This window comes from Streptomyces sp. NBC_01217 (assembly GCF_035994185.1).
In the GTDB taxonomy this organism is placed as follows: domain Bacteria; phylum Actinomycetota; class Actinomycetes; order Streptomycetales; family Streptomycetaceae; genus Streptomyces.
This window is the reverse complement of record NZ_CP108538.1, coordinates 3,402,604-3,418,532: the sequence shown is the minus strand read 5'-3', so window position 1 is coordinate 3,418,532 and position 15,929 is coordinate 3,402,604. Positions and strand designations below refer to the sequence as shown.

Genomic DNA, 15,929 nt, shown 5'->3' with positions numbered 1-15,929 from the left:
CCGGAGTGGTCGGGCAGGGGGCCAAACGAAAGAGTAATGGCCGACCGCCCCCCTTCCGTAAGAGTGCGGGCGGTACGCGAACGTCATGAATTCGCCACAACACGCTCTGCTCCCCGTCTCTTGCGGAGGGTTACCGTCCGCAAAACCCTCCGGGCCGTGCGCTCCCCGTGCATCCGTGCGCCCTGAGCTGCGCTCGGGCCCCGCGGGTGACCGGGCGGCCCGCTTGGCCCCCGCGGGGAGCGAAGATGCGGGATCATTTCTGCCATGACCGAGGTGTCCTCGCTCACAGGGCGACTGCTCGTGGCCACACCCGCGCTGGCGGACCCGAACTTCGACCGCGCGGTGGTGCTGCTCCTCGACCACGACGAGGAGGGCTCGCTCGGCGTGGTCCTGAACCGCCCGACCCCGGTCGGCGTCGGCGACATCCTCACGTCCTGGGCCGGCCTGACCGGCGAACCCGACGTCGTCTTCCAGGGCGGTCCGGTCTCGCTCGACTCGGCGCTCGGTGTGGCCGTCATCCCCGGCGACGAGGGCCCTCTGGGCTGGCGCCGGGTGTACGGGGCGATCGGCCTGGTGGACCTGGAGGCCCCGCCGGAGCTGCTGGCCGCGGCGCTCGGTTCGCTGCGGATCTTCGCCGGGTACGCGGGCTGGGGCCCCGGACAGCTGGAGACGGAACTGGCCGAGGGCGCCTGGTACGTCGTCGAGTCCGAGCCGGGGGACGTCTCCTTCCCGCGCCCCGAACACCTCTGGCGGGCGGTCCTGCGCCGCCAGCGCAGCGAACTGGCGATGATCGCCACCTATCCGGACGACCCTTCGCTGAACTGAAGCCCGGGGCTTTCAGTACCCTTGGCGGTTATGAGCACTCTTGAGCCCGAGCGCGGGGCAGGTACGGGCACCCTCGTAGAGCCGACGCCACAGGTGTCGAACGGCGACGGCGACCACGAGCGCTACGCCCATTACGTCCAGAAGGACAAGATCATGGCGAGCGCCCTGGAGGGCACCCCCGTGGTCGCACTGTGCGGGAAGGTCTGGGTACCGGGCCGCGACCCGAAGAAGTACCCGGTCTGTCCCATGTGCAAGGAGATCTACGAGTCCATGGGCGCCGGTGGCGACAAGGACAAGGGCAAGGGCGGCAAGGACAAGAAGTAGTCCGGAGCCGTTCGGCCGTTTCTGCTTCGGGCCCCCGGAGCGCGCATCGATGCGCGCTCCGGGGGCCTTTTGCGTTGCACGGGGTGCATCACCGGGTCACAGAGTGATTGAGACCACTTGTCGGCGTCTGCGTGCGGACCTACTCTCCTGCCAGTTGTGCAGAACGAAACGCACGTTGCGTATGTTGCAACGCCTACCGGTAGAGGTTCCCAGATGAAGCTGTCTGCCCGAATTGCCGCCCCGGCCGCGGCGCTTGTGCTGGCGGGTCTCACCGCCACCGCCTGCGCGCCGCAGACCTCCGACACCGGTGCCAAGGGGGACGAGAAGTCCGGCACGCTGCGCGTCTGGCTCTTCCAGGAGGTCGGCAACAAGCCCAAGGAGCAGGTCGTCGACGCCGCGGTGGCCGGCTTCGAGAAGGCGCACAAGGGCGCGAAGGTCGAGGTCGAGTACATACCGGTCGACACCCGTGCCCAGCGCATCAAGGCGGCGTTCAACGACCCGAAGAGCGCCCCGGACCTCATCGAGTACGGCAACACGGACACCGCCGGATACGTCAAGGACGGCGGACTCGCCGATGTGAGCGCCGAGTTCGCCGCCTGGGACGAGGCCGAGGACACCGACCCGACGGCCAAGCAGTCGGTGACGGTCGACGGCAAGATCTACGGAGCGCCGCTCTTCGTCGGCGTACGGGCGCTCTACTACCGCACCGACATCTTCGAGGACCTGGGGATCGAGGCTCCCAAGTCCCAGGCCGAGCTGATCTCCACCGCCAAGAAGATCCACCGGAAGAAGCCGGACCTGTACGGACTGGCGGTCGGCGGCGCGTACACCTACGGCGCGATGCCGTTCATCTGGGCGAACGGCGGCGAACTGGCCGACGGGAGCGGCGGTACGTACAAGGCGGCCATCAACAGCGACAAGGCCCGCAAGGGCATCGAGGCCTACACCTCGCTCTTCGGCGACGACAACTGCCCGGCCGCCAAGTGCGCGGCCATGGGCGGCAACGCCACCGTCACCGCGTTCGCCTCCGGCAAGGCCGCCATGGCGATCGGCGGCGACTTCAGCCACGCGGCCGTCGAGGCGGGATCGGTCAAGGGCAAGTACGCGGTGGTGCCGCTGCCCGGCGTCGGCGAGGGCTCCATCGCCCCGGCGTTCGCGGGCGGGAACAACATCGGCGTACTGAAGAGCAGCTCGCACCGCACCCTCGCCGTCGACCTGATGAAGTCCCTGACCGGCAAGCAGACACAGACGAAGATGTTCGACGCGATGGGCTTCCTGCCCACGTACACGGACGTGCGGACGACGGTCGCGCAGAAGGCGCCGTTCGTCGAGCCGTTCGTCAAGACGCTCGGCGCGGGCGCGAAGTTCGTCCCGGCCTCGCCGGGCTGGGGCCAGATCGACTCCTCGCTGGTCCTGCCGACGATGTTCCAGGAGATCGTCAGCGGCCGCAAGGACGTGGCGAAGGCCTCGGACGACGCGGCGAAGAAGATGGACGCGGCGTTCGCCGACGCGGGCTGACGATGACCACGAACAGCACGGCGTACAAAGCGCCCAGCACGTCCGGAGCGGGCGGCGCGTCCCCCCGCCCGCTCCGGCAGCGCCGCCCGGCCTCGCCCGCACGCCGCTCCGGCTGGACCCCCTGGCTCTACCTCCTGCCCGCGCTCGTCCTCCTCGGCGGGCTGCTCGTCTACCCGATCTACCAGCTCGGCCTGATCTCCTTCCTGGAGTACACCCAGGCCCAGGTCAGCGGCGGTGAACCGACCACCTTCCAGGGGCTGGGGAACTACGCGACGCTCTTCGGGGACAGTCAGTTCTGGCAGGTGCTCCTGGCGACCGTGGTCTTCGCCGCCACCTGCGTACTGGCCACCCTGCTGGTCGGCTGCGCGCTGGCCGTCCTGCTGACCCGGATCCGGGCCCTGCCGCGGCTCGCGCTGATGATGGCCGCGCTCGGCGCCTGGGCGACCCCCGCGATCACCGGGTCCACCGTCTGGGTGTTCCTCTTCGACCCCGACTTCGGCCCGGTCAACCGGGTGCTGGGGCTCGGCGACTTCTCCTGGACGTACGGGCGCTACAGCGCCTTCGCCCTGGTGCTCCTGGAAGTCCTGTGGTGCTCGTTCCCGTTCGTGATGGTGACGGTGTACGCGGGCATCCGGGCGATCCCCACCGAGGTGCTCGAAGCGGCCTCGCTGGACGGCGCCTCGCAGTGGCGGATCTGGCGGTCGGTCATGGCCCCGATGCTGCGGCCGATCCTCGTCGTCGTCACCATCCAGTCGATCATCTGGGACTTCAAGGTCTTCACCCAGATCTATGTCATGACCAACGGCGGCGGCATCGCGGGACAGAACCTGGTGCTCAACGTGTACGCGTACCAGAAGGCGTTCGCGTCCTCGCAGTACAGCCTCGGCTCGGCGATCGGCGTCGTGATGCTGGTGATCCTGCTGGCCGTCACGCTCGTGTATCTGCGCCTGGTGCGGCGCCAGGGGGAGGAACTGTGAGCGCACGGAGCATGCTGCGCATCCGCCGGCCCGGCCGGCTGGCCGCCGAGGCCGCGGCCCTGCTGATCGCCGCCGCGGTCGCCTTCCCGCTGTACTGGATGGTGCTCTCCGCCCTCAAGCCGGCCGGTGAGATCCAGTCCACCGACCCCCGCCCCTGGACGCTCTCGCCGTCCCTGGACTCGTTCCGCCGGGTCTTCGAACAGAACGACTTCGGGCGGTACTTCCTCAACAGCCTGATCGTCGCCGGCACGGTCGTGATCGCCTCCGCGCTGATCGCCTTCCTGGCGGCGACGGCGGTGACCCGGTTCAAATTCCGTTTCCGCACCACGCTGCTGATCATGTTCCTGGTCGCGCAGATGGTGCCGGTCGAGGCGCTGACCATCCCGCTGTTCTTCCTGATGCGGGACTTCGGTCAGCTGAACACGCTCGGCTCGCTGATCCTGCCGCACCTCGCCTTCTCGTTGCCGTTCGCGATCTGGATGCTGCGCGGCTTCGTCAAGGCCGTCCCGGACGCGCTGGAGGAGGCCGCCTACATCGACGGTGCCAGCCGCACCCGCTTCCTGTGGCAGATCCTCTTCCCGCTGGTCTTCCCCGGCCTGGTGGCCACCAGCGTCTTCTCGTTCATCTCGACCTGGAACGACTTCCTGTTCGCGAAGTCGTTCATCATCAGCGACACCTCCCAGTCGACGCTCCCGATGGCGCTGCTGGTCTTCTTCAAACCCGATGAGAACGACTGGGGAGGGATCATGGCAGCCTCGACGGTGATGACCGTCCCCGTGCTGGTCTTCTTCGTACTCGTACAGCGCCGCCTGGTCTCGGGACTGGGCGGAGCGGTAAAGGACTGACGCCATGGACAGGGATACGGATACGGATACGGATACGGGCATGGACACGGACGCGGACGCGGCCATGGGTGCGTCCGTGGACGCGGACATGGGCCTGATCCCGGCGCCCGTACGCGTCGGCCACCAGGGACGCCGCGGCTTCCTGCTGGACCGGGCCACGGCCATCTCCGCGCAGGACGGCACCGAGAACACCGAACGCTGGCTGCGCTCCACGCTCGGAGCCGCCTTCGGCCTGCCGCTGGCGCCGGGCAGCGAGGGCGGGGACAACACCATCCGGCTGAGCATCGACCTCGCACTGGAGCCCGAGGGCTACCGGCTGTCCACCGGGACCGGCGGGAGCGTCGAGATCACCGGCGGCAGCCCCGCCGGGGTCTTCTGGGGCGCCCAGACCCTCCGTCAGCTCCTGGGCCCCGAAGCCTTCCGCCGCGCACCCGTCAACCCCGGCGCGCGGCCCGCCATCCCCGTCACGGACATCGAGGACGGCCCCCGCTTCCCCTGGCGCGGCATGATGCTCGACGTGGCGCGGCACTTCCTGCCCAAGGACGACGTCCTGCGCTATCTCGACCTCCTCGCCGCGCACAAGCTGAACGTCTTCCACTTCCACCTCACCGACGACCAGGGCTGGCGCATCGAGATCAAGCGCCACCCGCGGCTGACCGAGGTCGGCTCCTGGCGGTCCCGCACCAAGCACGGCCACCGGGCCTCCGAGCTGTGGGACGAGACCCCGCACGGCGGCTACTACACGCAGGACGACATCCGCGAGATCGTGGCGTACGCCGCCGAGCGGCATATCCGGGTCGTCCCCGAGATCGACATCCCGGGCCACTCGCAGGCCGCCATCGCCGCGTACCCCGAGCTGGGCAACACCGACGTCATCGACACCACCACCCTCTCCGTCTGGGACACCTGGGGCATCAACCCGAACGTACTCGCCCCCACTGACAACACCCTGCGCTTCTTCGAGGGCGTGCTCGAAGAGGTCCTCGACCTCTTCCCCGCGGCCACCTCGCCGTTCATCCACATCGGCGGCGACGAGTGCCGCAAGGACCAGTGGAAGGAGTCCCCGGCTGCCCAGTCCCGGATCGACGAATTCGGCCTGGCCAACGAGGACGAGCTGCAGTCCTGGGTCATCAAGCACTTCGACGCCTGGCTCACCGCACGCGGACGCCGGCTCATCGGCTGGGACGAGATCCTCGAAGGCGGCCTCCCGGCGGGCGCCGCGGTGTCGTCCTGGCGGGGTTACGGGGGAGGTATCGCCGCCGCCGAGGCAGGGCACGACGTGGTGATGTGCCCGGAGCAGCACGTGTACCTGGACCACCGTCAGGACGGCGGCGCCGACGAGCCGATGCCCATCGGCTTCATCCGTACCCTGGAGGACGTCTACCGCTTCGAGCCCGTACCGGCGGGCCTCTCCGAGGAGGCGGCCCGTCACATCCTCGGCGCCCAGGCCAATGTCTGGACCGAGGTCATGCAGAACCGGGCCCGCGTCGACTACCAGGTCTTCCCGCGCCTTGCGGCGTTCGCGGAGGTCGCCTGGTCGCCCCTGCCCGCCTCCGCCGACCGGGACTTCGCCGGCTTCGAGCGCCGAATGACCCCGCACTACGCCCGACTTGACGCTCTCGGCGTCGACTACCGGCCGCCGAACGGCCCGTTGCCCCGGCAGCAGCGCCCCGGCGTCCTCGGGCGCCCTCTTGAGGGGCCGCCCCCGAACGTGTGATCCCGGCCGCACTCCGGGTCCGGCCGTCGCCCTCCCAGGGAGCGCGACGGCCGGTGTCCGTTCCCCGGAACACGCCCCCGCCGGACGGAAATGTCCGGAACGTTCTCCCTCGCCGGAACGGAACACTCCGGAATGCGCTCTCCCTGGAACGGAACGACCGGGACGGAACAAGCCGCACAAGGTTCGCCGAAGAGCGGCAATTCGTACTCCATGCCAAAGCGGGGTGAATCGGGAGTATCTCCCCGAGTGCGGACGGATGCACCCTTCGCGGACCCTCGCGTCGGTCCGATCGGAAGATGTGCCAGAGTTGCCACGTCCAGGCTTTGAGCACGTACCGTACGGCGAAACAAGCCGGACAGCCGGGACACCGGGAAGGGGCAGCTGGGTTGACCACGCACGCACCGCAGGCGACGCAGTCCGTGACGCTGCCGGCCTCGCTCGACGAGGCCGTGGCGGCGCTCGGAGCCATGCCTGCCGCCGTTCCCGTGGCAGGCGGTACAGACCTGATGTCGGCCGTCAACAAGGGGCTGCTGCGCCCCTCGGGGCTGGTCGGACTCGGCCGGATCAGCGAGCTCCGCGGCTGGCACTACCAGGACGGCCACGCCCTGCTCGGCGCCGGACTCACCCACGCGCGCATGGGGCGGCCGGACTTCGCCGCCCTCATCCCCGCCCTGGCCGCCTCGGCGCGTGCCGCGGGCCCGCCCCAGATCCGTAACGCCGGAACGCTCGGCGGCAACATCGCCACCGCTGCCCCGACCGGTGACGCCCTGCCGGTGCTCGCGGCCCTGGAGGCCGAGCTGGTCATCGCGGGCCCGGGCGGCGCCCGCCGCGAGATCCCGGTCTCGCACCTGCTGGCCGGCCGCGACATGCTCGAACCCGCCGAACTGATCGGCTTCGTCCGGGTACCGCTGCTGCACGCCCCGCAGGTCTTCCTGAAGGCCACCGGCCGCACCGGCCCCGGCCGCGCCACCGCATCCGTCGCGATCGTCCTCGACCCGGCCCGGCGCGGGGTGCGCTGCGCGGTCGGCGCCATCGCGCCGATGCCGCTGCGGCCGCTGGAGGCCGAGCGCTGGATCGCCTCGCTGATCGACTGGGACGGCGAACGGGGCCTGGCACCCGACGCGCTGGCCGCCTTCGGCGAGTACGTCGCCGCGGCCTGCATCCCGGACCAGGCACCGCCCGCCGACGGGGGAGAGGCGCCACCGCTGTCCCCCGCCGTACTGCATCTGCGGCGGACCGTCGCCGCGCTGGCCCGACGCGCGCTGGGGAGGGCACTGTCGTGAGCAACGAGGACCACAACGACCAGCACGGACAGCGGGAGCAGCCGCAGCACGGTGGCTGGCAGCCCACGCCGCAGAGCGGCGAGTACGACGCCGAGGCGACCGCCTTCGTCCACCTGCCGCCGGAGGACCTGGCGAACATCCCGCTGGCCGCGCCCGGCCAGGGCTACGTACCGCCGATGATCGTGCCGCTGACCCCCGCGGCCGGGCTCGACCCGGCGGCCACGGGCAGCTGGGTCGTGCAGACGCAGAGCCAGCAGGAGCGGGAGCGGGGTACGGGAGCGGAGCAGCCGGCCCCCGGCGCGGTGCACTGGCCGGACGCGAACCAGCAGCAGCCGCAGTACGGGTACGAGTACCCGCAGGCGCAACAGCAGCAGGCACAGGAGCAGCAGGAGCAGTACCAGGAGACGTCGGCGGCGACGGGCCAGTGGAACTTCACCGAGCCCACGGAGTTCGGCGGCCACACCGACCACACCGACCACGGCGGCCACACCGACCACGGCGGTCACACCGACCCCGGCGGCCACACCGACCACGGCGGTCACACCGACCACGGCGGCCACACCGACCCCGGCGGGCAGGCCGGCTCCGTCGGCCACACCGGCCAGTGGACGATTCCGGTCGCCGACGGTGACCTCCCGGAGGAGTCCGGCGAGTTCGCGGCCTCGGCCCTGGCCTCCCAGTGGTACGCGGACCGGACTCCGCCGGCCACGCTGCCGGGCGGTGCGCCCGCGCCCTGGGCGCCCCAGCAGCCGGCAGCGGACCCCGAGCCCGAGCCTCCCGTGACGTCCTCCGTGTCGTACTCGGCCCCCGAGGCGGCACCGGAGGAGCCCGCTGCCGCGGACACCCCCGCTCCAGGCGTGGACCTGGCACAGATCCCGGCGGACGAGGCGGCCGACTTCGAGCCGGACACGACGACCGCGACGCCCCCCGACGTACCCCTCCAGAGCACCCCGCCCGAATCCCAGCCGCTCGAAGCCCAACCCGACGAGACCGACCTCCCCGAAGCTGACCTCCCCGACTCCCAGCCCGTCGACTCCCAGCTCCTCGACTCCCAGCCCGTCGACGTCCCCAGTGAGCACCCTGCCGCCTCGTACGTCCTGCATGTGAACGGCGCCGACCGCCCCGTCACCGACGCCTGGATCGGCGAGTCGCTGCTCTACGTGCTCCGTGAGCGCCTCGGCCTTGCCGGTGCCAAGGACGGCTGCTCGCAGGGCGAGTGCGGTGCCTGCAACGTCCAGGTGGACGGCCGTCTGGTCGCCTCCTGCCTGGTCCCCGCTGCGACCGCGGCGGGCAGCGAGGTCTGTACGGTCGAAGGCCTGGCCGTTGACGGCGAGCCGTCCGACGTCCAGCGCGCCCTCGCCAAGTGCGGTGCCGTCCAGTGCGGCTTCTGCATCCCCGGCATGGCCATGACCGTCCACGACCTGCTGGAGGGCAACCACGCCCCAAGCGAGCTGGAGACGCGCCAGGCGCTCTGCGGCAACCTCTGCCGCTGCTCCGGCTACCGGGGCGTGCTCGACGCCGTGAACGAGGTCATCGCGGGCCGCGAGGCGCTCACCGACCTCGCCTCGCCGGACCCGGCGTCCCCGGGCCCCGACGAGGCCCGCATCCCGCACCAGGCCGCCCCCGGCGCCGGTAGTGTCCAGCCGCACCCGCAGGACGGAGGCATGGCGTGAGCAACGACGCAGCCACCGCTGCCAACGCGACCAGTACACGGATCACCACCCCGCCGTTCGAGGGCCCCGACACCGAACCGCCCGCACTCGGCATCGGCGCCTCCCTCCCGCCCGCCGACACGCGTGCCAAGACCGAGGGCACCTTCCCGTACGCCGCCGACCTCTGGGCCGAGGGCCTGCTGTGGGCGGCCGTCCTGCGCTCCCCGCACCCGCATGCCCGCATCCTGTCGATCGACACCTCCGGTGCTGTCGGGATGCCGGGGGTACGGGCCGTCGTCACGCACGAGGACGTCCCCGGGGAGGGTGCGTACGGGCGCAGGGTCGTCGACCGCCCGGTCTTCGCCTCCGACCTGGTGCGCCACCACGGCGAGCCGATCGCCGCGGTCGCCGCCGACCACCCGGACACGGCCCGGCTCGCCGCCGCGGCGATCGCAGTCGAGTACGAGGTGCTCGAACCGGTCACCGACCCGGAGAAGGCATTCGAGGCCGAGCCCCTGCACCCGGACGGCAACCTGATCCGGCACATCCCGCTGCGCTACGGCGACCCGGACATCACCGGCGAGGTCATCGTCGACGGGCTGTACCGCATCGGCCGCCAGGACCCGGCCCCGATCGGCGCCGAGGCCGGGCTCGCCGTGCCCCGCCCCGACGGCGGCGTGGAGATCTACACCGCCTCCACCGACCCGCACGCCGACCGCGATCTCGCCGCCGCCTGCTTCGGCCTCGAACCGGACCGGGTGAAGATCGTCGTCACGGGAGTCCCCGGCGCGACCGGCGACCGGGAGGACCCCGGTTTCCAGCTCCCGCTCGGACTGCTCGCCCTGCGCACCGGCTGCCCGGTCAAACTGGCCGCCACCCGCGAGGAGTCCTTCCTCGGCCACGCCCACCGCCACCCGACGCTGCTGCGCTACCGCCACCACGCGGACGCCGAGGGCCGGCTGGTGAAGGTCGAGGCACAGATCCTGCTCGACGCGGGCGCGTACGCCGACGCCTCGTCCGAATCGCTGGCTGCGGCGGTCGCGTTCGCCTGCGGTCCGTACGTCGTACCGCACGCCTTCATCGAGGGCTGGGCGGTCCGTACGAACAACCCGCCGTCCGGCCATGTGCGTGGCGAGGGCGCGATGCAGGTCTGCGCGGCGTACGAGGGCCAGATGGACAAGCTGGCCGCCAAGCTGGGCATCGACCCGGCGGAGCTGCGCCTGCGCAACGTCCTGTCCACCGGCGACATCCTGCCCACGGGCCAGACGGTGACCTGCCCGGCACCGGTGTCCGAACTCCTGCAGTCCGTACGGGACTTCCCCCTCCCCACGCTTCCCAAGGACGCCCCGGAGGACGACTGGCTGCTCCCCGGCGGCCCGGAGGGCGCGGGCGAGCCGGGCGCGGTGCGCCGGGGCGTCGGCTATGCGCTGGGCATGGTCCACATGCTCGGGGCGGAGGGCGCCGACGAGGTCTCCACGGCCACTGTCAGGGTCCACGACGGCATCGCGACGGTCATCTGCGCCGCGGTCGAGACGGGCCAGGGCTTCTCGACGCTCGCCCGTCAGGTGGTCCAGGAAACCCTGGGCATCGAAGAGGTCCACGTGGCGTCCGTCGACACCGACCAGCCCCCTGCGGGCCCGGCGACGCACGGCCGCCACACCTGGGTCTCGGCGGGAGCGGTGGAACGCGCCGCCAAGATGGTCCGTACGCAGCTTCTCCAGCCCCTGGCCCACAAGTTCGGCATGTCCACGGAGCTGCTGCAGATCGCGGGCGGCAAGATCACCTCGTACGACGGGGTGCTGTCCACGACGGTCACGGAGGCGATGGACGGCAAGGAACTCTGGGCCACCGCCCAGTGCCGGCCCCACCCGACCGAGCCCCTGGACGACTCCGGCCAGGGCGACGCCTTCGTCGGCCTCGCCTTCTGCGCGGTCCGCGCGGTGGTGGACGTCGACATCGAACTCGGCTCCGTACGGGTCGTGGAGATGGCGGTCGCCCAGGATGTCGGCCGCGTCCTCAACCCGTCCCAGCTGGCGACCCGTATCGAGGCGGGCATCACCCAGGGCATCGGCGCCGCCCTCACCGAAAACCTCCGCAGCGCCCGCGGCGTGATCCGCCACCCCGACCTCACCGGCTACGCCCTGCCAACAGCCCTGGACGCACCGGACATTCGCATCGTCAAACTCATCGAGGAACGCGACGTGGTCGCCCCCTTCGGCGCCAAGCCCGCCTCGGCGATCCCCGTGGTGACGTCCCCCGCAGCAGTGGCAGCAGCCGTACGAGCCGCCACCGGCCGCCCGATAAACCGCCTCCCCATCAGACCCCAGGCGGCAGTGGCAGCCCCCAAGTCCTGATCCCCGCACGGTTGGCGCGATCCGGGTTGCAGATGCAACCCGGAGATGCACACAGTCACCGCCGCTGACTAAGGTGAACCCCGAAGCTGAGGCCGAAGCGGTAATCGGCTGTTGCTAAACGGGGGAGGGTGCAGTGCGACCGAGCGATCCGGGAACGGAATCACCAGCGTTTCCACCGGGCGTCCTGGGCGGCGTCGTCGCGGCGGCCCAGAACGCAGTGGGCGAACTGGTCACCGAGCTTTCATCGTTCACAAAATTCCGCGACCGCATAGACGAACTCCTGCGCGACCTCAAGACATCTCCGGCCGGCCCGGGGAAGGTCGGCGAGGACACGATGGGGCGCGGCCGGTTCGGCGGCGGCAAGGGCGAGTGGTCGGAGGCGGACGGCCTCCACGGCGCGTACTACAAGGTCGTCAAGGAACTGGAAGGGCTGTCCCAACTCCTGTCCGACTCCATCGAGGGCATGAGCATCGCGGTCCTGGCATCCCACAAGGGCTACGAGAACGTCGACTTGGACGTCCGCGACCGCATGCGCGCGATCCAGAGCAGCACGATCGCCCACCACGAGGCCGAGCAGGCCGCGGCGGACGCTGCGGCGAAGCAGGAGCACAAGTCCACGGCCAAGCAGGAAAAGCCATTGGACACGTCCGACGGCGCCTATTGATGCCGACGACGGTGTGTTCTGCACGCGATTGACGGGGACGGGGAAAGAGGGACGGCGTCATGGGTACGGATTTCGACAAAAAGACTCACGAGGAGATGCTGGACTGGCTGGACCACGCCAACAGCGGCGAGATCCAGGCCGCGGCGGACCGTCTGGTGAGCGCGGCCTCCGAGATCCGCAAGATCGCCGAGGACTTGAAGGTCCGTCCGCAATGGGTGGAGTGGAAGGGCAAAGGAGCCGACGCCTTCCGCACATGGAGCGCGGACCTGGCCAACGCGACGCTGCGCCTTGGGGACTACAGCGAGGGCGTCTCGAAGTGGCTCGGTGAGGCGTCGAATGCGATTGCATCGGCGCAGACATCGATCCCTAGGACGGAAGCGGGCGCGCAGGCGAAGCTGGAGGCAGCTCTCGCCGCACGGAACGACCCGGACGCGTCGGCAGTGGAGAAGAAGTCCGCAGAGACGCTGATCGAGTCCGGGCAGAGGAACCGCGCAGATGCGGCCGCGCAGATGCGGAGGCTGTCGCAGACGTACAGCTTCTCGTCGTTGCAGATGGCGTCTCTGGAGAAGCCGGTATTTCCGGCCATGCCGGAGGTGATCGCGCCGGACGGTGCCGGAGACAGGGCGGGAAGTGGAGAGCATCTGCAACGGGATGGAGGAGCATCCGGCGCTGCAGAGGGTCATGTGGGCCGTGCCACTGCGTCTGTGCGCGGTCCTGAGCCGGAAGGCGGAGCAGTAACCCAGTCCGGGACGGCAAGCACGCCCTCATCGGCAGTTCATGCGGTGTCGCGACCGGTAGGTATGGACATAGACAGCGTTGCTGTGTTGCCGGATACGTCAGCGGTGACGCCGGTGACTCCCCCGGCTGTGCCCAGCGGAGGAACGGCCGACCGCACTGGTACTCCTGCACTTGGGGCAGTTCCTCCCATCGTCAGCACGAGCCCCGTCTCGCCACCGGCGACGACTGGCGGCGGCAGGAATCCGGGAGGTGTGCGCCAGCCAGTGACCTCGGCCGGCAGGGTAGGTCCGGGCATCGGGCCGCTCGGCCGACCAGCAGGCGGTGACGGCATTGTTGGTGGCCGTCCGGCTCCGCAGACTTCCGGTCGGCCGACGGGTGGCCTTCCTCGCGGCACCGTGATCGGGGGCGAGGGAACCCAATCCGGCCGTGCGCCAATGGGGCACGGTATGGGTGCGGGCGGCATCGGTGGCGGTCAAAGCGGCATTGTCGGCGGTCGACGTCTGGCGGGTGAGACCGGTGGAGTGGTGGGTGGCCGCTCACAGCAGTTTGGACGCGCGAGCGCTCGCCCCTTCACTCCAGGCGGCACCGGTTTGGTGCGGGGAACTGAGGGGGTGGGTGCTGGGGGACCGGCAGGACGGGCGGGCGCAGTTACTCCGCAGCGCCAGGGTGATTCCCGTCGTAATGAGCGGGAAGAGAGGCCGGATTACCTCACAGAGGATGAGGAGACCTGGCAGCCCAACGGGCGGCGTGTAGTGCCCCCAGTGATCGACTGAATGGCTCGAATTCATTGAAAGGGATTGCATGTATACCAGTAGTAGCCGCGCGAGAGTTTCTCGCTTCGGAACTGTGGCGTCCGCCGCTTTGGGGCTGCTACTGGTTGGAGCGGTCCCTGCATCTGCAGATTCTGTGCGTTCAAGGCAGTGGCACCTGGACACCATGAAGGCTGAGCAGATGTGGGAGTCAAGTACCGGGAAAAATGTGACGGTTGCAGTCATCGACACCGGTGTGGATGCCACAAATCCTGACCTTCTTGGACAGGTGCTCAAGGGGCTGGATCTGGCGCCTGGATCGCCCGGTGACGAACGGGTCGACTATGACTCCCACGGAACGGCCATGGCTGGCCTGATCGCAGGAACGGGAAAGTCGGGCGGAGGTGATGGTGCATTCGGGCTCGCTCCGGGAGCAAAAATCCTGCCAATTCGTCTAAGGGACGACACTGGAAGGGTAAATGGCGCCACGGGGAGTGTGAATTTTAGCGAGGATGTGTCTGCAGGTATCCATTTCGCAGTGGACAATGGTGCCAAGGTTATCAATATCTCGCAAGGTGACGAAATTGGCTCACGGGAGATTTCGGATGCAGTGAAATATGCGATCGAAAAAGGGTCGCTCATTTTTGCTGCAGTGGGAAATGCTGGGGATAAGGGGAATGGGCTGGAGTATCCAGCAGCAACTCCCGGTGTTGTCGGCGTCGGGGCGCTTGGCAGGAACGCCAAGAAGACCGAAGAATCTCAGCATGGTGCGCAAGTGGACCTCTCGGCTCCCGGAATCGACATGGTCCACCCCTGCACAGGTGGAACCCAGTTGTGCAAGACGAGCGGAACCAGCGATGCCACCGCCATCGCTTCCGCCTCCGCCGCCCTCATCTGGTCCAAGCATCCCGACTGGACCAACAACCAGGTCCTCCGCGTCATGTTGAACACGGCAGGCGGACCGACCAGCGGTGCGAAGCGCAACGACTACGTCGGGTACGGCGCGGTCCGCCCCCGCATCGCCCTGAAGACCCCGGGCGACCCCGGCCCGGCCGACGTGTACCCGCTCCCCGATCTGGCGGCGGCCGAGACCCCCAGCCCCTCGGCCAAGCCCTCCAAGGCGACCGGAGGCTCGGAGGACGCCGACAAGCCCGCTGCCGCAGCACCGGCGTACGACGACGACAGCAGCAACACAGGTCTGTGGATCGGCCTGGGTATCGGCGCAGTCGCACTCATCGGCGTAGTGGCCGCAGCCCTGGCCATCCGCTCCCGCCGCCGCAAGGCCACCGCAGCAGCCCCGCCCGCGTACCCGCACCAACCTCCGTACCCGTACCCCTACCAGCAACCCCAGCCGCAGCAGCAGCCCACGCACCCCGCCTACGCGCCCCCTCCGCACGGCGATGGGTCGCGCAACTGAAGTCGTTCTCATTTGGGTGCAGATCCAATGAGGGTTCTGCCGATCAGGTGTGGAGGTGGCGGGCCTGGTGGCTGCGGGTGAGCTCCTGCTTCTCGTGCCGGACCCAGTAGACGTCGAAGTCGCCGTTGCTGCGCAGGGCGCGGAGTTTCAGGACCGCCTCGGCGCGGGAGAGGCCAGCGTGCGCCGGTGATGTCGCGCCGGTCTTTGACCAGGGGGCGGCAGGCTCCTTCGGTGATCCCGGTGGCGATCGGGAGGCATTCGTCCAGCGCGAGGCCGTAGCGCAGTTGGGCGGCCCATGAAGAACCCGTACATATGATTGATCGCCTGTCGCGGATCGTTTGATCACATGGGTAGCGTGGCGTGCGGGGCAACTTTCTGTTCAGGAACACGGGGTTGTGGACGATGTCGTTCGAAGACGAGTGGGCCGCGGAGAAGGCCGTCGCCATGAGGCTGAACCAGGCCGGCAGCACCGGCGGTTCGACGCCGGCGAAGGGATCGGCCGACTACGTGGTCGCGGACGACGAGCTAGGGGGTATCGGCCACGCCGCCTATGGGCTTTTCAACGGCCTCGAACCGGGCGGCAAGCACGCGAACGCGGCGAGCGAGACCGCCGGCACGAGCCTGAAGGGCGACGGCTTCGAAACCGGCGCGGCGCTCGCCGAGGTGAACCGCACCTGGGAGACGCAGGTGAAGACCCTCCTCCAGGCGTGCGCGCACATCTCCAACCACCTCGACTACACGAAGGCCTCAAGCAAGGCCGATGACGAATGGATCGAGGCACAGATGCGCATCGTCGGGCCCGTCGCCCCCGGGGCCGATGCGTCCGTTTCCGCCTCCAAGATCGACAAGTACTTTCGGTAAGGAGC

The 15,929-nt window shown here is 69.6% G+C and carries 13 protein-coding genes and 1 pseudogene; 13 read left to right on the top strand and 1 reads right to left on the bottom strand.

All coding sequences use genetic code 11. The annotated features are described in order from the left end of the window. Window positions 1-264 precede the first annotated feature (264 nt). From OG507_RS15055 to mycP, 12 genes are all read left to right on the top strand, one after another. On the top strand, window positions 265-825 hold the full coding sequence (locus OG507_RS15055) for a YqgE/AlgH family protein (protein WP_327367710.1): 561 nt from the start codon (window positions 265-267) through the stop codon (window positions 823-825). A 30-nt stretch (window positions 826-855) separates the two neighbouring features. Further along, window positions 856-1,149, top strand: a complete 294-nt coding sequence (locus OG507_RS15050) for a DUF3039 domain-containing protein (RefSeq protein ID WP_072484142.1) — start codon at window positions 856-858, stop codon at window positions 1,147-1,149. A 213-nt stretch (window positions 1,150-1,362) separates the two neighbouring features. Continuing rightward, the gene (locus OG507_RS15045; RefSeq protein ID WP_327367709.1) at window positions 1,363-2,667 is read left to right on the top strand and encodes an extracellular solute-binding protein; all 1,305 of its coding nucleotides are present in this window, start codon (window positions 1,363-1,365) and stop codon (window positions 2,665-2,667) included. A 2-nt stretch (window positions 2,668-2,669) separates the two neighbouring features. Then, complete coding sequence (locus OG507_RS15040; protein ID WP_327367708.1) at window positions 2,670-3,644, top strand: carbohydrate ABC transporter permease; 975 nt, start codon at window positions 2,670-2,672, stop codon at window positions 3,642-3,644. After that, window positions 3,641-4,489, top strand: a complete 849-nt coding sequence (locus OG507_RS15035; protein WP_327367707.1) for a carbohydrate ABC transporter permease — start codon at window positions 3,641-3,643, stop codon at window positions 4,487-4,489. Before OG507_RS15040 ends, OG507_RS15035 begins: the two co-directional genes overlap by 4 nt. A 40-nt stretch (window positions 4,490-4,529) precedes the next feature. Continuing rightward, window positions 4,530-6,206, top strand: a complete 1,677-nt coding sequence (locus tag OG507_RS15030) for a beta-N-acetylhexosaminidase (protein WP_327371977.1) — start codon at window positions 4,530-4,532, stop codon at window positions 6,204-6,206. A 386-nt stretch (window positions 6,207-6,592) separates the two neighbouring features. Next, window positions 6,593-7,489 (top strand): FAD binding domain-containing protein, encoded by an 897-nt coding sequence (locus tag OG507_RS15025; RefSeq protein ID WP_327367706.1) that lies wholly within the window; start codon window positions 6,593-6,595, stop codon window positions 7,487-7,489. Next, on the top strand, window positions 7,486-9,162 hold the full coding sequence (locus tag OG507_RS15020; protein WP_327367705.1) for a (2Fe-2S)-binding protein: 1,677 nt from the start codon (window positions 7,486-7,488) through the stop codon (window positions 9,160-9,162). The genes OG507_RS15025 and OG507_RS15020 overlap by 4 nt, the downstream gene beginning before the upstream one ends. Then, window positions 9,159-11,495 carry a xanthine dehydrogenase family protein molybdopterin-binding subunit gene (locus tag OG507_RS15015; RefSeq protein WP_327367704.1) on the top strand — a complete coding sequence of 779 codons (2,337 nt, stop codon included), beginning with the start codon at window positions 9,159-9,161 and terminating at the stop codon, window positions 11,493-11,495. Before OG507_RS15020 ends, OG507_RS15015 begins: the two co-directional genes overlap by 4 nt. A 133-nt stretch (window positions 11,496-11,628) precedes the next feature. After that, window positions 11,629-12,159 (top strand): hypothetical protein, encoded by a 531-nt coding sequence (locus tag OG507_RS15010; protein ID WP_327367703.1) that lies wholly within the window; start codon window positions 11,629-11,631, stop codon window positions 12,157-12,159. Window positions 12,160-12,218: 59 nt separating this feature from the next. After that, window positions 12,219-13,670 carry a hypothetical protein gene (locus tag OG507_RS15005; protein WP_327367702.1) on the top strand — a complete coding sequence of 484 codons (1,452 nt, stop codon included), beginning with the start codon at window positions 12,219-12,221 and terminating at the stop codon, window positions 13,668-13,670. Window positions 13,671-13,698: 28 nt separating this feature from the next. After that, window positions 13,699-15,063, top strand: coding sequence for a type VII secretion-associated serine protease mycosin (gene mycP / locus OG507_RS15000; RefSeq protein ID WP_327367701.1), 1,365 nt, complete (start codon window positions 13,699-13,701; stop codon window positions 15,061-15,063). A 43-nt stretch (window positions 15,064-15,106) separates the two neighbouring features. Here mycP and OG507_RS14995 read toward each other — a convergent pair. Then, a pseudogene (locus tag OG507_RS14995) lies at window positions 15,107-15,350 on the bottom strand (hypothetical protein); the annotation flags it as partial. A 115-nt stretch (window positions 15,351-15,465) separates the two neighbouring features. Between OG507_RS14995 and OG507_RS14990 the strand changes: the two are divergent. Further along, window positions 15,466-15,924: a hypothetical protein gene (locus OG507_RS14990; protein ID WP_327367700.1), complete on the top strand. Its 459-nt coding sequence runs from the start codon at window positions 15,466-15,468 to the stop codon at window positions 15,922-15,924. The last annotated feature ends 5 nt before the right edge of the window (window positions 15,925-15,929 follow it).